At 72.3% G+C, this 14,446-nt stretch carries 12 protein-coding genes; 5 read left to right on the plus strand and 7 right to left on the minus strand.

Annotated elements, in window-relative coordinates:
* Positions 1 to 209: 209 nt before the first annotated feature.
* The 3 genes from OG985_RS29400 to OG985_RS29410 all read right to left on the minus strand — a co-directional run bounded on the left by OG985_RS29400 (position 210) and on the right by OG985_RS29410 (position 3,538).
* Positions 210 to 2,444: a heavy metal translocating P-type ATPase gene (locus OG985_RS29400; protein ID WP_371671352.1), complete on the minus strand. Its 2,235-nt coding sequence runs from the start codon at positions 2,442 to 2,444 to the stop codon at positions 210 to 212.
* A 33-nt stretch (positions 2,445 to 2,477) separates the two neighbouring features.
* Positions 2,478 to 2,717 (minus strand): heavy-metal-associated domain-containing protein, encoded by a 240-nt coding sequence (locus OG985_RS29405; protein ID WP_371671353.1) that lies wholly within the window; start codon positions 2,715 to 2,717, stop codon positions 2,478 to 2,480.
* A gap of 155 nt (positions 2,718 to 2,872) precedes the next feature.
* On the minus strand, positions 2,873 to 3,538 hold the full coding sequence (locus OG985_RS29410) for a TetR/AcrR family transcriptional regulator (protein ID WP_371671354.1): 666 nt from the start codon (positions 3,536 to 3,538) through the stop codon (positions 2,873 to 2,875).
* Positions 3,539 to 3,709: 171 nt separating this feature from the next.
* Here OG985_RS29410 and OG985_RS29415 point away from each other — a divergent pair, with 171 nt between their 5' ends.
* The 3 genes from OG985_RS29415 to OG985_RS29425 all read left to right on the plus strand — a co-directional run bounded on the left by OG985_RS29415 (position 3,710) and on the right by OG985_RS29425 (position 8,820).
* On the plus strand, positions 3,710 to 5,917 hold the full coding sequence (locus OG985_RS29415; protein WP_371671355.1) for an MMPL family transporter: 2,208 nt from the start codon (positions 3,710 to 3,712) through the stop codon (positions 5,915 to 5,917).
* 68 nt (positions 5,918 to 5,985) lie between these two features.
* A complete protein-coding gene (locus tag OG985_RS29420; protein ID WP_371666829.1) occupies positions 5,986 to 7,566 on the plus strand; it encodes an IS1182 family transposase in 1,581 nt (526 codons plus the stop codon).
* A gap of 210 nt (positions 7,567 to 7,776) precedes the next feature.
* Positions 7,777 to 8,820, plus strand: a complete 1,044-nt coding sequence (locus tag OG985_RS29425; RefSeq protein ID WP_371671356.1) for a zinc-dependent alcohol dehydrogenase family protein — start codon at positions 7,777 to 7,779, stop codon at positions 8,818 to 8,820.
* Here the strand turns inward: OG985_RS29425 and OG985_RS29430 are convergent.
* The 4 genes from OG985_RS29430 to OG985_RS29445 form a co-directional block, all read right to left on the minus strand.
* Positions 8,801 to 9,364, minus strand: coding sequence for a GNAT family N-acetyltransferase (locus tag OG985_RS29430; protein ID WP_371671357.1), 564 nt, complete (start codon positions 9,362 to 9,364; stop codon positions 8,801 to 8,803). The genes OG985_RS29425 and OG985_RS29430 overlap by 20 nt on opposite strands.
* An 82-nt stretch (positions 9,365 to 9,446) precedes the next feature.
* Complete coding sequence (locus OG985_RS29435; protein ID WP_371671358.1) at positions 9,447 to 9,647, minus strand: helix-turn-helix transcriptional regulator; 201 nt, start codon at positions 9,645 to 9,647, stop codon at positions 9,447 to 9,449.
* A gap of 769 nt (positions 9,648 to 10,416) precedes the next feature.
* The gene (locus OG985_RS29440; protein WP_371674531.1) at positions 10,417 to 11,280 is read right to left on the minus strand and encodes a helix-turn-helix domain-containing protein; all 864 of its coding nucleotides are present in this window, start codon (positions 11,278 to 11,280) and stop codon (positions 10,417 to 10,419) included.
* 245 nt (positions 11,281 to 11,525) lie between these two features.
* Positions 11,526 to 12,443 (minus strand): sugar phosphate isomerase/epimerase family protein, encoded by a 918-nt coding sequence (locus tag OG985_RS29445; RefSeq protein WP_371671359.1) that lies wholly within the window; start codon positions 12,441 to 12,443, stop codon positions 11,526 to 11,528.
* Positions 12,444 to 12,603: 160 nt separating this feature from the next.
* Here OG985_RS29445 and iolC point away from each other — a divergent pair, with 160 nt between their 5' ends.
* Together iolC and OG985_RS29455 are read left to right on the plus strand one after the other, a co-directional pair.
* Complete coding sequence (gene iolC, locus OG985_RS29450; RefSeq protein ID WP_371674532.1) at positions 12,604 to 13,554, plus strand: 5-dehydro-2-deoxygluconokinase; 951 nt, start codon at positions 12,604 to 12,606, stop codon at positions 13,552 to 13,554.
* Positions 13,551 to 14,441 (plus strand): deoxyribose-phosphate aldolase, encoded by an 891-nt coding sequence (locus tag OG985_RS29455; RefSeq protein WP_371671360.1) that lies wholly within the window; start codon positions 13,551 to 13,553, stop codon positions 14,439 to 14,441. The genes iolC and OG985_RS29455 overlap by 4 nt, the downstream gene beginning before the upstream one ends.
* The last annotated feature ends 5 nt before the right edge of the window (positions 14,442 to 14,446 follow it).

Raw genomic sequence — 14,446 nt, forward strand, 5'->3', positions numbered from 1 at the left:
CGCACCCCTTAGATGGTTACGTTCGCATCACTGTGATCTGCGTCTCTTGCAAATGTCCGTTAGATGCGCAAGAGAACAGATACGGCGAACGGGACCCAAGCGTAAGGATGATGCGCGAGCCTTGTGAAGAGCTTATGTGAGGGTGGCGCCGGACTCCAGAGGGACTGGTGCCCCGTTCTTCGGCTAACCCCGGGTAACAGTTGCGAACTTCAACGGAACGTCCGCAGCCGAAGGCTGTTCGTCACCACGAAGACCGACGAGAAGGCCATCGCCGCCCCCGCGATCATCGGGTTCAGCAGCCCGGCCGCGGCCAGCGGCAGAGCCGCCACGTTGTAGCCGAAGGCCCACACGAGGTTGCCCTTGATGACGGCGAGCGTCCGGCGGGAGAGCCGGATCGCGTCCGCGGCCACTCGCAGGTCCCCGCGCACCAGGGTCAGGTCACCCGCCTCGATCGCCGCGTCCGTCCCGGTGCCCATGGCGAGCCCCAGGTCGGCGGTGGCGAGCGCGGCCGCGTCGTTGACCCCGTCGCCGACCATGGCCACGGTCCGCCCCTCGGCCCGCAGCCGCCGTACGACGTCGACCTTGTCCTCGGGCAGCACTTCGGCGATCACCCGGTCGATACCGACCTCGTGCGCCACGGCCTCGGCCACCGCCTGGTTGTCCCCGGTCAGCAGCACCGGCGTGAGCCCCAGGGCGCGCAGTTCGCGGACCGCCTCGGCGCTGGTCTCCCTGACCGCGTCCGCCACGGCGACGACAGCGCGTGCCGCCCCGTCCCAGCCGATCACGACGGCCGTACGACCGTCCCGCTCGGCCCCGTCCTTGGCCCGGGCCAGTTCCTCCGGCAGCACGGACAGCTCGGCGAGCCGCCCCACCGCCACCTCGTGGCCCTCCACCCGCCCGCGTACGCCCCTGCCGGGCACGTTCTCGAACCGCTCGACCGCCGGCAGCGGGCCGACCCGCTTCTCGGCGCCCGCCGCCACCGCGCGGGCCACCGGATGCTCGGAGGCGTGCTCGAGGGCGCCCGCGAGCCGCAGCACCTGCCGCTCGTCGACGCCCTCGGCGACGTACACCGCCTGGAGGGCCATGCGGCCCGTGGTGACCGTGCCGGTCTTGTCCAGGACGACGGTGTCGACGCGGCGCGTGGACTCCAGAACCTCGGGCCCCTTGATGAGGATGCCGAGCTGCGCCCCGCGCCCGGTGCCGACCAGGAGCGCGGTCGGTGTGGCCAGGCCGAGCGCGCACGGGCAGGCGATGATCAGCACCGCGACGGCCGCGGTGAAGGCGGCGGCGGTGTCGCCCGTGGCGCCGAGCCAGCCGCCGAAGGTGGCGACCGCGACGAGGACGACGACGGGCACGAAGACCCCGGAGACGCGGTCGGCGAGCCGCTGAACCTCGGCCTTGCCGTTCTGCGCGTCCGCCACGAGCTTCGCCATCCGCGCGAGCCGGGTGTCGGCGCCGACCCGGCTGGCCTCGACGACCAGCCGGCCGCCGGCGTTCACGGTCGCGCCCGTGACCGGGTCACCGACGGCCACGTCCACCGGCACCGACTCGCCGGTCAGCAGGGCCGCGTCGACCGCCGAGACGCCCTCGACGACGGTGCCGTCGGTGGCGATCTTCTCCCCGGGCCGTACGACGAAACGGTCGCCGACCGTCAGCCGCGCCACCGGGACCCGGACCTCGCGCCCTTCCCGCAGAACGGCCACGTCCTTGGCGCCCAGCTCCAGCAGTGCCCGCAGGGCCGCTCCCGCCCGCCGCTTGGAGCGGGCCTCCAGATAGCGGCCCAGCAGGATGAACGCGACGACTCCGGCGGCGACCTCGAGGTAGATCGTCGAGGCACCGTCCATGCGGTCGGCGGTGAGCTCGAAGCGGTCCTTCATGCCGGGCATGCCCGCGTCACCGAAGAACAGCGCCCACAGCGACCAGCCGAAGGCGGCGAGCGTGCCGAGCGACACCAGGGTGTCCATGGTGGCCGCCCGGTGCCGGAGGTTGGTCCAGGCGGCCCGGTGGAACGGCCACCCGCCCCAGACCACCACGGGCGCGGCGAGCGTCAGCGCGAGCCACTGCCAGTTGTCGAACTGGAGGGCCGGGATCATCGACAGCAGCACGACGGGGACCGCCAGCAGGGCGGAGACGACCAGCCGCTCCCGCAGGGCCGACAGTTCGGGGTCGTGCGGCGCCTGCTCGGGCGCCTCCACCTCGGGCGCGGGCTCCTCGGCCGTGTACCCGGTCCTCACCACGGTGGCGATCAGGTCGGCGACCTCGACGGCGGCCGGGTACGTGACCCTGGCCTTCTCCGTCGCGTAGTTGACCGTGGCGCTGACGCCGTCCATGCGGTTGAGCTTCTTCTCGACGCGGGCCGCGCAGGAGGCGCAGGTCATTCCGCCGATGAGCAGCTCGACCTCGGTCGTGGCGGCTGACGGCGTCTCCGTGGTGGTGCTGGACATGCCCGACTCCAGACTGCTGATCCGGACGCTGGGTCAAACGTTGGTGACGAGCTCGAAGCCCGCCTCGTCGACGGCGGCGCGCACGGCCCGCTCGTCCAGCGGGGCCGCGGACACGACGGTGACCTCACCGGTGGAGGCGACCGCCTTCACCGAGCTGACACCGGGGATCTCGGAGATCTCGCCGGAGACGGAGCCCTCGCAGTGTCCACAGCTCATCCCGGTCACCTTGTAGACGGTGGTGACGGAGCCGGTGGTGTCTGTTCCCGCGGTCATGTCGTTCTCCTCACAGAGGTGTGTGGGATTGGCGCGTTCCACCATGGCCTACCCGGCCCACAGTGGTGCTCACCTCACTCACACTATACCCCTAGGGGGTACTACTCAAAGAGAGGTCCCGGCGGCCGGGGGTGCGGGAGCGGCCTGTGGTCCGGTCAGGCGGGCGGAGGCGCGGTGGGATGCGCGGAGGCGGCGGTCCGGCCGCCGATCAGCGGCTCCAGGTAGCGGATCAGGACATGCTTCAACTCCTGGACGTACGCGTCGCGCTCGGCCCCCTCGTGGGCGAGGGCCAGCTCCAGGCCGGCCTTGTACAGGCCCAGGCACATGTGCGCGGTACGGGTCACGTCGGCGCCGGGCGCCTCGGGCAGGAGGGAGCGGAGCAGGCCCTCGATGCGGGCGAGCAGGGTGGCGTGCAGGGCGTCGTGCTCCTCGGAGATCCGGCCCGGGATGTCGGGGCCGTGCATGAGCGCGAAGAACACGGGGTGTTCGCAGTTGAAGTCGATGAACCGGTCGACGGCCGCGCCCACCGCCTCCTCCAGCGGGGTCGCGGGATCGACCGGGGCGAGCGCCTCGCCGTAGGTCTCCCGCATCTCGTGCATCAGGCGGTCGCCCAGTTCGATCGCGATCGCTTCCTTGTTGGGGAAGAACTGGTAGAGCGTGCCCGGTGAGACGCCCGCCTCGCGGGCGATGGCGTTGGTGCTCGCGGCCGTGTAGCCGGTCGCGCAGAAGACGGACGCGGCGGCTTCGAGCAGTTGGGCGACGCGGCGCTCGCCGCGGGCCTGACGGCGGCGCGGCTGTTCCTTTTCCTGGTTGTCGGGCACGCGTTATCCCCAGCTCTCCGAACGCGATTGACAAACACGAGCGGTCGCTCGCATTCTGGTGAAACGCGAGCGATCACTCGTGTTTGCCAGTCTATGGCAACAACACACCCATGCTGCCTGCGCACGGACACCTGCGGGCGGCAGGGATCACGGTGAAGGGGACACCGCACGATGACCGAAGTCGACAGGCCGCCCCGGCTCGGGGGCTGGACCCGTTTCGTCACCGCTCGCCCCCGGTTGTCGCTGCTCGTGGCCCTGGTGCTCACCGCGCTCGCCGTACTGGCCGGCAGCGGGGTCGCCGACCGGCTCGGCAGCGGCGGCTGGGAGGACCCGACCGCCGAGTCCACCTACGCCACCAAGGCGCTGGAGCGCGAGTTCCCGGGCTCCCAGCCCAACCTCCTGCTGCTCGTCCACTCAGGGCGCTCCTCCGTGGACGACCCCGCGGTCGCCGCCGAGGCCGGGCGGCTCGCCACCCGTCTGGCCGCGGAGCCGGGCGTCACGGGTGTCGGCTCCTACTGGCAGTCCAAGACCCCCGCCCTGCGTGCCACGGACGGCCACCAGGCACTGATCGCCGCCCGCATCACGGGCGACGAGAAGACCATGGGGAAGACCCTCGACCGCATGGTGCCCTCCTACCGGGGCGGACACGGCCCGGTGAAGGTGACGGTCGGCGGCCCCGTCGCCGTACGGCACGAGATGCAGAAGACCATTCAGGAGGACCTGACCCGGGCCGAGATGATCGCCCTGCCGGTGACGCTCCTGCTGCTGGTCATGGTCTTCGGCAGCGCGGTCGCGGCCCTGCTGCCGCTCGGCATCGGCATCATCGCGATCCTCGGCACGAACGCGGTGCTGCGCGGCCTCACCGAGTTCACCGACGTCTCCGTCTTCGCGATGAACCTGACCACCGCCCTGGGCCTCGGTCTCGCCATCGACTACGCCCTGTTCATCGTCCGCCGCTTCCGTGAGGAACTCGCCGCCGGCGCCGAACCGTTGACCGCCGTCGGCACCACCCTGCGCACGGCCGGCCGCACGGTCCTGTTCTCCTCGCTCACGGTCGCCGTGTCGCTGGCCGCCATGCTGCTGTTCCCGCAGTACTTCCTGCGCTCCTTCGCCTACGCCGGCATCGCCGTGGTGCTGCTGGCGGCCGCCGCCGCACTGATCCTGCTCCCGGCGGCCCTGGTGCTGCTCGGACACCGGGTCGACTCCCTCGACCTGCGCCGCCTGCTGCGGCGCGGCCGGCCGCCGGGGCAGGCAGGGCAGGAGGGCACGGCCTGGGCCCGCACGGCCACGCTCGTCATGCGCCGCGCCCCGTTCTTCGCGCTCGGTACCACCGCCGTCCTGATCCTGCTCGGACTGCCCTTCCTGGGCGTGAAGTTCGGCACCGCCGACGACCGTCAACTGCCCTCGTCCGCCGAGTCCCACGTGGTGCAGCAGCACATCCGCGACGACTTCCCCGGCAGTCCCGGCGGCGGCCTCGAAGTCCTCGCCGAGGGCCGGGCGACAGCTGCGCAGTACATCGCCTACAAGGAGCGGATCGCCGCACTGCCCGAGGTGCTGCGGGTGGACGGCCCGCTCGTCGAGGGCGACTCGGCGTACTTCACGGTGCTCCCGAAGGGCGAGGCCGTCGACGGTCCCGCCCAGCGCCTGGTGGCCGACCTGCGGGCCACGGAGGCCCCGTTCGCCACCAAGGTGACCGGCACGGCCGCCGTCCTCGTCGACTCCAAGCACGCCATAGGAGAGCGCCTCCCGTGGGCGGCCGGCTTCATCGCGGTCGTCACCCTGATCCTGGTCTTCCTCCTCACCGGCAGCGTGCTGATCCCCCTCCAGGCGGTGCTGCTCAACGCACTCAGCCTGACGGCGATGTTCGGCGCGGTGGTCTGGGTCTTCCAGGACGGCCACCTCTCCGGCCTGCTCGGCTTCACCAGCCCCGGCTCCATAGAGACGACGCTGCCGGTCCTGATGTTCTGCGTGGCCTTCGGCCTCTCCATGGACTACGGCGTCTTCCTGCTCTCCCGCATCAAGGAGGAGTACGACCGGACCGGCGACCACAACGAGGCGGTCCGGCACGGCCTGCAGCGCACGGGCGGGCTCATCACGGCGGCCGCGGTGATCCTGGCGGTGGTGATGGTCGCCATCGGCACCTCACGCGTGACCAACACGAAGATGCTCGGTCTGGGCATCGCCCTGGCGGTCCTGATGGACGCGATGATCGTCCGGAGCCTCCTGGTCCCCGCGGTCATGCGCCTCACCGGCCGGGCGACCTGGTGGGCACCCGCCCCGCTGCGCCGCTTCCACCGGCGGTTCGGCCTCAGCGAGGGAGAGGACGCGCCGACCGTCGAGACCGAGGAGGACCGGCCGAGGGTCACGGCAGGCGGCTAGAAGGCTCATGAAGATCTTGGGTTCTGGCCCTGCCGCGTCAGCGGCAGGGCCAGACTCGCCATGTGGCGATGGGTGAGTGGGTCGGCGAGATGGTCGGGCCGGACGTGTGGGAGACCTGCCGGGAGTTGATCCCGGCAGGGAGTGTGTTCGCGTTCCTGGCCGAGCACCGCGGCGAGCTGTTCCCGGCTGAGATGTTCGTGGACATGTACCCGTCGGCGAACGGACGGCCGAGCATGCCGCCGCAGATTCTGGCCGCCGCGATCACCTTGCAGGCCCTTAACGGGCTGTCGGACTTCGAGACGGTCCAGGAGCTGCGGTGCGACCTGCGGTGGAAGGCCGCCTGCGGGCTGGGCCTGCACGACATGGCCTTCGACCCGTCGCTGCTGGCCTACTTCCGCCGCCGGCTGGCCCGTTCCGCCCGCCCCAACCGCATCTTCGAGGCCGTGCGCGAGGTCGTGAAGGCCACCGGAGTCCTCAAGGGCAAGCACCGCCGGGCGCTGGACTCCACCGTGCTGGACGACGCGGTCGCCACCCAGGACACCGTCACCCAGCTCATCGCCGCCGTCCGCGCGGTGATCCGCGAGGTCCCCGGCGCCGACGCGGTCGTCGCTGCGCAGTGCACCGCCCACGACTACACCGACCCGGGCAAGCCCCGCATCGCCTGGAACGACGAGCAGGCCCGCGCCGAGCTGGTCGACGCGCTGGTCACCGATGCCCTGCGACTGCTGGGCCACCTGCCAGACCAGCAACTCGGCGACAAAGCCGCGAACGTGGTGGGCATCCTGGCCCTGGTCGCCGGCCAGGACGTCGAGCCCGCCGAGGACTCCGACGGCCGCGACGGACGCTGGCGCATCACCCAAGGCACCGCTCCCAGCCGGATGCTCTCCACCGTCGATCCCGAAGCCCGGCACATCCACAAGACCCGCAGCCACCAGCAGGACGGCTTCAAGGCCCACCTGGCCATCGAGCCCGAGACCGGCTTATACACCGCCGTCGCCCTGCGGCCCGGCGCCGGAGCCGAACACCACGAGGCCGCCGTCGGCCTGGACCTGCTCGCCGACGAGGACGACCCGCTGGACGTCTTCGGCGACACCGCCTACTCCGCCGCCGACGCCCGCCAGACCCTCCACGAGGCCGGCCACCGGCTGTTCCTCAAACCCGCCCCACTGCGACCCGCCATCCCCGGCGGTTTCATCCTCGACGACTTCGCCATCGACACCACAGCCGCCATCGTGACCTGCCCGGCCGGACACGCCGTGGCCCTGTCCGACCCCGGCGGGCAGCACCACCAACGCAAAGCCTCTTTCGGGGACTTATGCACCGCATGCCACCTGCGCGAGCGGTGCACCAAAGCCAAGGCCGGACGCATCCTGACCATCCGACCGCACCACGACCTCCAGACAGCCGCCCGCCACCAGGCCGCCACCGACCCTGGCTGGCAGGCCGACTACCGCCGCTGGAGACCACCGGTCGAACGCGCCGTCGCCTGGCTCGTCCACCACGGCAACCGGCGCCTGCGCTACCGCGGCACCATCAAGAACAACACCTGGCTCCACACCCGGGCCGCCGCCCTCAACCTCCGCCGACTGATCAACCTCGGACTCACCCACACCAGTGGCACCTGGCACCTCGCACCAGCCACTACATGACCGGAGGGGCTGTCCGGCCTGACGGCCGGACAGCCCCTCACCAAGATCTTCATCAGCCTTCTAGGGCCTGTCGTTGGGCTCAAGCCCTGGTGCCCGACCCGGGACCTTCGCCCGCGAGCGATGATGTCCGGGTGACCGAGCGCGGTCACGGTCTCGGCACAGGGTTCGGCGCGCCCCGGAGGCGGGCCGGGCCCCACGAGGAGGAGAAACATGCGGGCGGTGGTGTTCGAGCGGTACGGGGAGCCGGCCGAGGTACGGCAGGTGCCGGACCCGGAGCCGGCGGAGCACGGGGTCGTGGTCCGCGTCGAGGCCACCGGGCTGTGCCGCAGTGACTGGCACGGCTGGCAGGGCCACGACCCGGACATCGCGCTGCCGCACGTTCCCGGTCACGAACTCGCGGGCGTCGTCGAGGCGGTGGGCGCCCGGGTGACCGGCCGGCGCCCCGGCGACCGGGTCACCGTGCCCTTCGTCTGCGCCTGCGGGACCTGTCCGGCCTGTGCCGTGGGCGACCAGCAGGTGTGCGAGCGGCAGACCCAGCCCGGGTTCACCCACTGGGGCTCGTTCGCGCAGTACGTGGCGCTGGACCACGCAGAAGTGAACCTCGTCGCCGTACCCGACGAACTGTCCTTCGCGACGGCGGCCTCGCTCGGCTGCCGGTTCGCCACCGCGTTCCGTGCCGTCGTGCGGCAGGGCCGGGTGGCGGCGGGGGAGTGGGTCGCCGTACACGGCTGCGGGGGCGTGGGCCTGTCCGCGGTGATGATCGCGGCGGCCTCCGGCGCGCGGGTCGTCGCCGTCGACGTGTCACCGGCGGCCCTGGACCTGGCCCGCCGCTTCGGGGCGGCCGAGTGCGTGGACGCGACGCGGACGCCGGACACCGCGGCGGCGGTCCTCGACCTCACCGGGGGCGGAGCCCATCTCTCCCTCGACGCCCTCGGCTCGCCCGTCACCTGCGCCGCCTCCGTGAACGGCCTGCGGCGTCGCGGCCGGCACGTCCAGGTGGGTCTGCTGCCCTCGGCGACCGGCACCACCCCGGTCCCGATGGCCAGGGTGATCGCCCTGGAGCTCGAACTCCTCGGCAGCCACGGCATGGCCGCGCACGCCTACCCGCCGATGCTGGAGCTGGTGCGCTCGGGGCTGCTGCGCCCCGACCTCCTGGTGACGTCCACGATCGCGCTGGACGCGGCGCCGGCCGCGCTGGCGGCGATGGGGACGGCGCCCGGGGCGGGGGTGACGGTCATCCAGCCGTGGAGCTGACGCCGGGCCACTCGTGGTCGAGGATCGCCATCAGCACCTCGTCGACCCACTCACCGTCGCGCACCTGCGTCTCCCGGCGGACTCCCTCGGTGACGAACCCGACCTTCTCGTACACCCGCAGGGCGCGGTGGTTGTGCCGGTAGGCCTCCAACTGAACGCGGTGCAGGCCGAGTTCCTCGAAGCCGTACCCGACGATGAGCCGGGTCGCCTCGGTGCCGAACCCCCGGCCCCGGCCGCGCGGCCCGATCAGCGTGCGGAAGGTGCAACTGCGCGCGTCGGGGTCCCACTCGTGAAGGACGACCTCGCCGACGAGTTCACCGGTGACGCGGTCGGTGACGGCGAGGTCGAGCCGGTCGGTCTGGGCGGACCGTGAGCCGTACCAGGCACGCAGCCGTTCCGGCGTCAGGTCCGTGGACGGCTCGAAGGTGAAACGGATGACCTCCGGGTCCTCGAGGATCGTCCGGATGCCGTCGGCGTCGTCCTCGGTGAACGGCCGCAGCACGGTCCGCTCGCCTGTGAGCACGGGTTTCACGGAGAAGTCCATGGGACGACTGTGCACCACCGCACGCGTGGGGCACAGGTTGTTTTTTCCGGGGCGATCGCCCCAGAGACGGGGGGCAGGTGAGTCAGTCCTCGCGTCTGCCGCGGTTTCCCGGCCGGGACGCCACCCACGCCCGCACGGTGTCCGCATACCAGTAGGGCTTGCCGCCCTCCACGTGGTCGGGTGCCGGAAGGAGACCGTGCTTGCGGTAGGACCGCACGGTGTCCGGCTGCACCCGGATGTGCGCCGCGATCTCCTTGTACGACCAGAGCCTTCGGTCGGTCATGAGCTGTACCTCCCTGCGCGTGCCGCGGCGGCGGCCGGGGAGCGGCCGTCGGGGGAGCCGGGCACTGCGCTGGCGATCACAAAACCTGTGCTCCCTGAACGACGCGGAGTGAGGGCAGGGCAGGGGCGGTGCACGGGGTGTGACGGAAAGCCCGCGTACACGAGACATGTGTGACAGGAAGGGGGTGTTTGTGACACGAGTGACGCAAAGGCGTACGCCGGTCCATGGGCGCGGCGCGTTGACTTCGGCCCCGGGGCGGGTCCGCACCCGCTCACGACCGCACGCCCTCACGACCCGTCGCAACGCCCTCAACGGCGTCGACGCCCGCGTCCCGGGTCTGCCGTGACACCGTGACACCTTGCGGCCATGCGCCTTGTGTGCGGGCCGCGTGGGCAGGGGGTTCGGCGTTTGTGTGCGGGCCGCGTGGGCGGCGGCTCCGGCGTCTTGCGTGCGGGCCGCGTGGGCGGCGACTCCCGCGCTTTGTGTGCAGGCCGCGATGGCGGCGACTCCCGCGTTTTGTGTGCGGGCCGCGAGGCCGGCGGCTCCCGCGCCAGGCGCGCACGCCGTCGCGGCCTGCCGCCCCCCGGCCACCGCCCCCGCCGCCCCCGCGCCTGCTGTCACGCCCCGCAGCGCCCTGCCCCCCCCGCAGCTCGCGGGCCCGCGACTCCCGGTTCCCCCTTGCCGGTCAGGCGCGCGGCGGGGTGGGCCGGGTCCGCTGCGCCGGACCCGGCCCACCGGCCACCCCCGGCCCCCGGTCGTTCCCCCGGGTTCAACTGGCCGGACGCACAGCCTGCATGGTGCTGACCCTGCCGGTCTTGGAAAAAACCGCGCTTCTGCCGGAGGCGAGAACCAGGCTCGTCGCCTCACCTGTCATCCGGTCCGCCGCGGGTGTCGCGTCCGCCAACCGGTGGGCCGCCGTGAACTCGCGCGGCGTGCACCCGGTCATCGCCCTGAACTCGCCGCTCAGGTGCGCCTGATCGTAGAAACCGCAGGCCGCCGCCGTCTCCGCCTGCCCCCGTCCGTCCGCCAGCAGCCGCCGGGCCCGCTGCAGCCGCAGCACCCGCGCCGCGGCTTTCGGGCCCAGCCCGATCTGCTCCCGGAAACGGTTCTCCAGGTGTCGTACGCTCCAGCCGACCTCGTCGGCGAGCTGTCGTACGGGCATCGCGCCGCCGGTGCGCACCAGCTCCGACCAGGCCCGCACCACCCGCGCCGAACTCGGGGTGCCGGCCTCGGACCAGCGCGCGAACACGTCGTCCAGCAGCGCGAACCGGTCCGCCCAGTCGGACAACGCGGCGAGCGCGGCGGAGAGTTCGCCGATGCTGCGCAGCCGCCCGCCGGCCCGCCGGGAGCCCAGGGCGTGCGGCAGCTCGTCGGGGTCGACGGCGCGGTTGGCGAGTTCGTACTGGGGGGTGCCGAAGAGGGTGAACCCGGCCCACGGCATGAGCAGCACCTCGATGCCCGACAGCCGCCCCCCGTGCTCGCCGACGGCGGCCGTCGTGGTCGGCCCGGAGAAGACCGACACGAGCGTGGCCGGAGGCCGGCCCGCGCGCGATACGCGTACCGGCTGGTCGAAGCCGAGCAGCAGGGTGGCCGCGCCGATGGGCGCCTCGAGCCTGCGCCGCGGCCGGTCCATCCGGAGCCGGATCCCGCGGTAGCTGATCACGCCGGGCCGCAGGCGAGGATGGGGCGGCGCGACCACGGTCTCCCACCGGCCGCCTGGCCCCTGCCCGGACCGGGTCTGCACCGCACGCGCCATCCGCCTCTGCCTCCCGCCGCCGGAAGGCACCCATGGTGCTACGGCAGGGGGAGGGGCGGAAGGTGCGTGCGCGCGCTGTCGTGCCGGGGGCGCGGGAGGCGTCCCGCGCCCCCGGCAGGGGCCTACGCCCCGCAGGACCTGAGGAACGCCCGCGTCCGCTGGGCGATGGGCAGCGGCTTGTCCGGCTCGCACGGGTACATGTCCTGCTCGACGATCGCGAACAGGTCGACGTCGAGCCGCTGTGCCGCCTCCAGAACCGGCCCCAGGGCGGGCACTCCGGACGGCGGCTCGCACATCACACCGCGCGCGACCGCCGGCCCGAACGGCACCTCGTCGGCCCGTACGTCCGCCAGGATCTGGGGGTCCACCTGCTTGAGGTGCAGGTAGCCGATCCGCTCGCCGTAGGTCTCGATGAGCTTGACGCTGTCGCCGCCGCAGTACGCGTAGTGCCCGGTGTCCAGGCAGAGGGAGACCAGCGAGGAGTCCGTTCCGTCGAGGAAGCGGACGACGTTCTCCTCGCTGTCGATGTGCGTGTCGGCGTGCGGGTGGACGACGATCTCCAGCCCGTACCGCTCGCGCACCTCGTGTCCGAGCCGCTCGGTCTGCGAGGTCAGGTTCCGCCACTGCTCGGGGGTGAGCGTGTCCGGCTCCAGCACCTCGCCCGTCTTGTCGTCACGCCAGAAGGACGGGATGACCACCAGGTGGGAGGCGCCCATCGCCTGGGTGAGCGCGGCGATGTCCGCGACGTGGGCCCATGTCTTGTCCCAGACGGACGGGCCGTGGTGCAGGCCGGTGAAGACCGTGCCGGCAGACACCTTCAGGCCACGTTTCGCCGTCTCCTCGGCGAGCACGGCCGGATCGCTCGGCAGGTACCCGTAGGGGCCCAGTTCGATCCATTCGTAGCCGGAGGCGGCGACCTCGTCGAGGAAGCGCTGCCAGGGAACCTGCTGCGGGTCGTCCGGGAACCAGACGCCCCAGGAGTCGGGGGCCGATCCGACCCGGATGCGGGACAGTGAGGACTGAGGCGACAACGACGTCATGGCGGCCAGCGTGCGGATCCGGGCCGAGAGTGTCAAGGGCTGGTCCGAATGTCTGGACAAAACATTGACAGGGCCGCGCGCTCGGGGCTAGAAACCGTGGAGAGCCGTGTGGGCCGCTGGTCCGCGCTTGAGCGAACCGAATCAGCGCGAAGGGAACTCGATGGCGTACGACCTGATCACCATGGGGCGGATCGGAGTGGACCTCTATCCGTTGCAGACGGGCGTTCCGCTGCCGCAGGTGACGTCCTTCGGCAAGTTCCTCGGCGGATCGGCGACGAACGTCGCGGTGGCCGCGGCCCGGCTGGGACGGCGTACCGCGGTGATCACACGTACCGGCGACGACCCCTTCGGGACCTACCTCCACGAGGCCCTGCGGGACTTCGGCGTCGACGACCGCTGGGTCACCCCGGTCCCCGGACTGCCCACCCCGGTCACCTTCTGCGAGGTCTTCCCGCCGGACGACTTCCCGCTGTACTTCTACCGGCGGCCGAAGGCCCCCGACCTGGAGATCGACGCCCACGAGCTCGACCTCGACGGCATCCGCGAGGCCCGGATCTTCTGGGTCACGGGCACCGGCCTGAGCGAGGAGCCCAGCCGTACGGCGACCCTCGCCGCCCTCGCCCACCGGGCCAGGGCCGGCACGACGGTCTTCGACCTCGACTGGCGCCCCATGTTCTGGCCCGCCCCGGACGAGGCCCGTCCCTTCTACGCCGAGGCGCTGAAGCACACCACCGTGGCCGTCGGCAACCTCGACGAGGTGGAGATCGCCACCGGGGTGCGCGAGCCGCACGCCGCCGCCCGGGCGCTGCTGGACGCGGGAGTCGAACTCGCCGTCGTCAAGCAGGGCCCGAAGGGTGTCCTCGCCGTCAACAGCAAGGGCGAGTCGGCCGAGGTCCCGCCCCTCCCGGTGAACGTCCTCAACGGCCTCGGCGCGGGCGACGCCTTCGGCGGCTCCCTCTGCCACGGCCTGCTGGAGGGCTGGGACCTGGAGACGATCATGCGGCACGCCAACGCGGCCGGCGCCATCGTCGCCTCCCGCCTCGAGTGCTCGTCCGCCATGCCCACTCCCGCCGAGGTCGAGGCGGCGCTCACGGCAGGGGCCGTACGGTGACCGTCGACGTATCGGCCCTGGTCCGTACCCGCACCCAGCACCCCGAGGCGATCGCCGAGGCGGCCGCCCGCCGGGCCCGCAGGCCGCTCCTCGGCGACTCCGGCCGGCTGATGATCGTCGCCGCCGACCACCCGGCCCGCGGCGCGCTCGGCGTCGGTGACCGCAAGTTCGCCATGGCCAACCGCGCCGACCTGCTGGAGCGCCTCTGCCTCGCGCTGTCCCGCCCCGGCGTCGACGGCGTCCTCGCCACCGCCGACATACTCGACGACCTGCTGCTGCTCGGCGCCCTCGAACACAAGGTCGTCATGGGCTCGATGAACCGCGGCGGCCTCCAGGGTGCCTCCTTCGAACTCGACGACCGTTTCACCGGCCACCGCCCCGAGGACATCCAGCGCCTCGGGTTCGACGCCGGCAAGCTGCTGCTGCGCGTCGACTACGACGACCCGGGCTCCCTCACCACCCTGGAGTCCACCGCCCGCGCCATCGACGACATGGCCGCCCGTCGGCTCCCCGTCTTCGTCGAGCCGTTCATCAGCGCCCGGAACTCCGAGGGCAGACTCCGTAACGACCTGAGCGCCGAGGCCGTCACCAAGTCGATCGCCATCGCCTCGGGCCTGGGCGGCAGCTCCGCCTACACCTGGCTAAAGGTCCCGGTCACCGACAACCCCGACGACATGGCCGAGGTCATGGAGACCTCGACGCTGCCCGCCGTGCTGCTCGGCGGCGAGGTGGGCGGCTCACCCGAGGACCAGGCCGGCGCGTACGAGAAGTGGCGCGGCGCGCTCCAACTGCCCACCGTGCAGGGCTTGGTGGTGGGCCGTTCGCTGCTGTACCCGGCCGACGGCGACGTGGTCGCGGCCGTGGACACCGCCGTAGGACTGCTGTGAGGGCC

The sequence above is a fragment of the Streptomyces sp. NBC_00289 genome (assembly GCF_041435115.1).
Classification (GTDB): Bacteria; Actinomycetota; Actinomycetes; order Streptomycetales; family Streptomycetaceae; genus Streptomyces.

Coding starts and splice junctions, on each gene's coding strand:
- iolC (WP_371674532.1), top strand. CDS start 12,604: ATGGCGTACGACCTGATCACCATGGGGCGGATCGGAGTGGACCTCTAT.
- OG985_RS29425 (WP_371671356.1), top strand. CDS start 7,777: ATGCGGGCGGTGGTGTTCGAGCGGTACGGGGAGCCGGCCGAGGTACGG.
- OG985_RS29400 (WP_371671352.1), bottom strand. CDS start 2,444: ATGTCCAGCACCACCACGGAGACGCCGTCAGCCGCCACGACCGAGGTC.
- OG985_RS29405 (WP_371671353.1), bottom strand. CDS start 2,717: ATGACCGCGGGAACAGACACCACCGGCTCCGTCACCACCGTCTACAAG.
- OG985_RS29445 (WP_371671359.1), bottom strand. CDS start 12,443: ATGACGTCGTTGTCGCCTCAGTCCTCACTGTCCCGCATCCGGGTCGGA.
- OG985_RS29435 (WP_371671358.1), bottom strand. CDS start 9,647: ATGACCGACCGAAGGCTCTGGTCGTACAAGGAGATCGCGGCGCACATC.
- OG985_RS29420 (WP_371666829.1), top strand. CDS start 5,986: ATGGGTGAGTGGGTCGGCGAGATGGTCGGGCCGGACGTGTGGGAGACC.
- OG985_RS29415 (WP_371671355.1), top strand. CDS start 3,710: ATGACCGAAGTCGACAGGCCGCCCCGGCTCGGGGGCTGGACCCGTTTC.
- OG985_RS29430 (WP_371671357.1), bottom strand. CDS start 9,364: ATGGACTTCTCCGTGAAACCCGTGCTCACAGGCGAGCGGACCGTGCTG.
- OG985_RS29440 (WP_371674531.1), bottom strand. CDS start 11,280: ATGGACCGGCCGCGGCGCAGGCTCGAGGCGCCCATCGGCGCGGCCACC.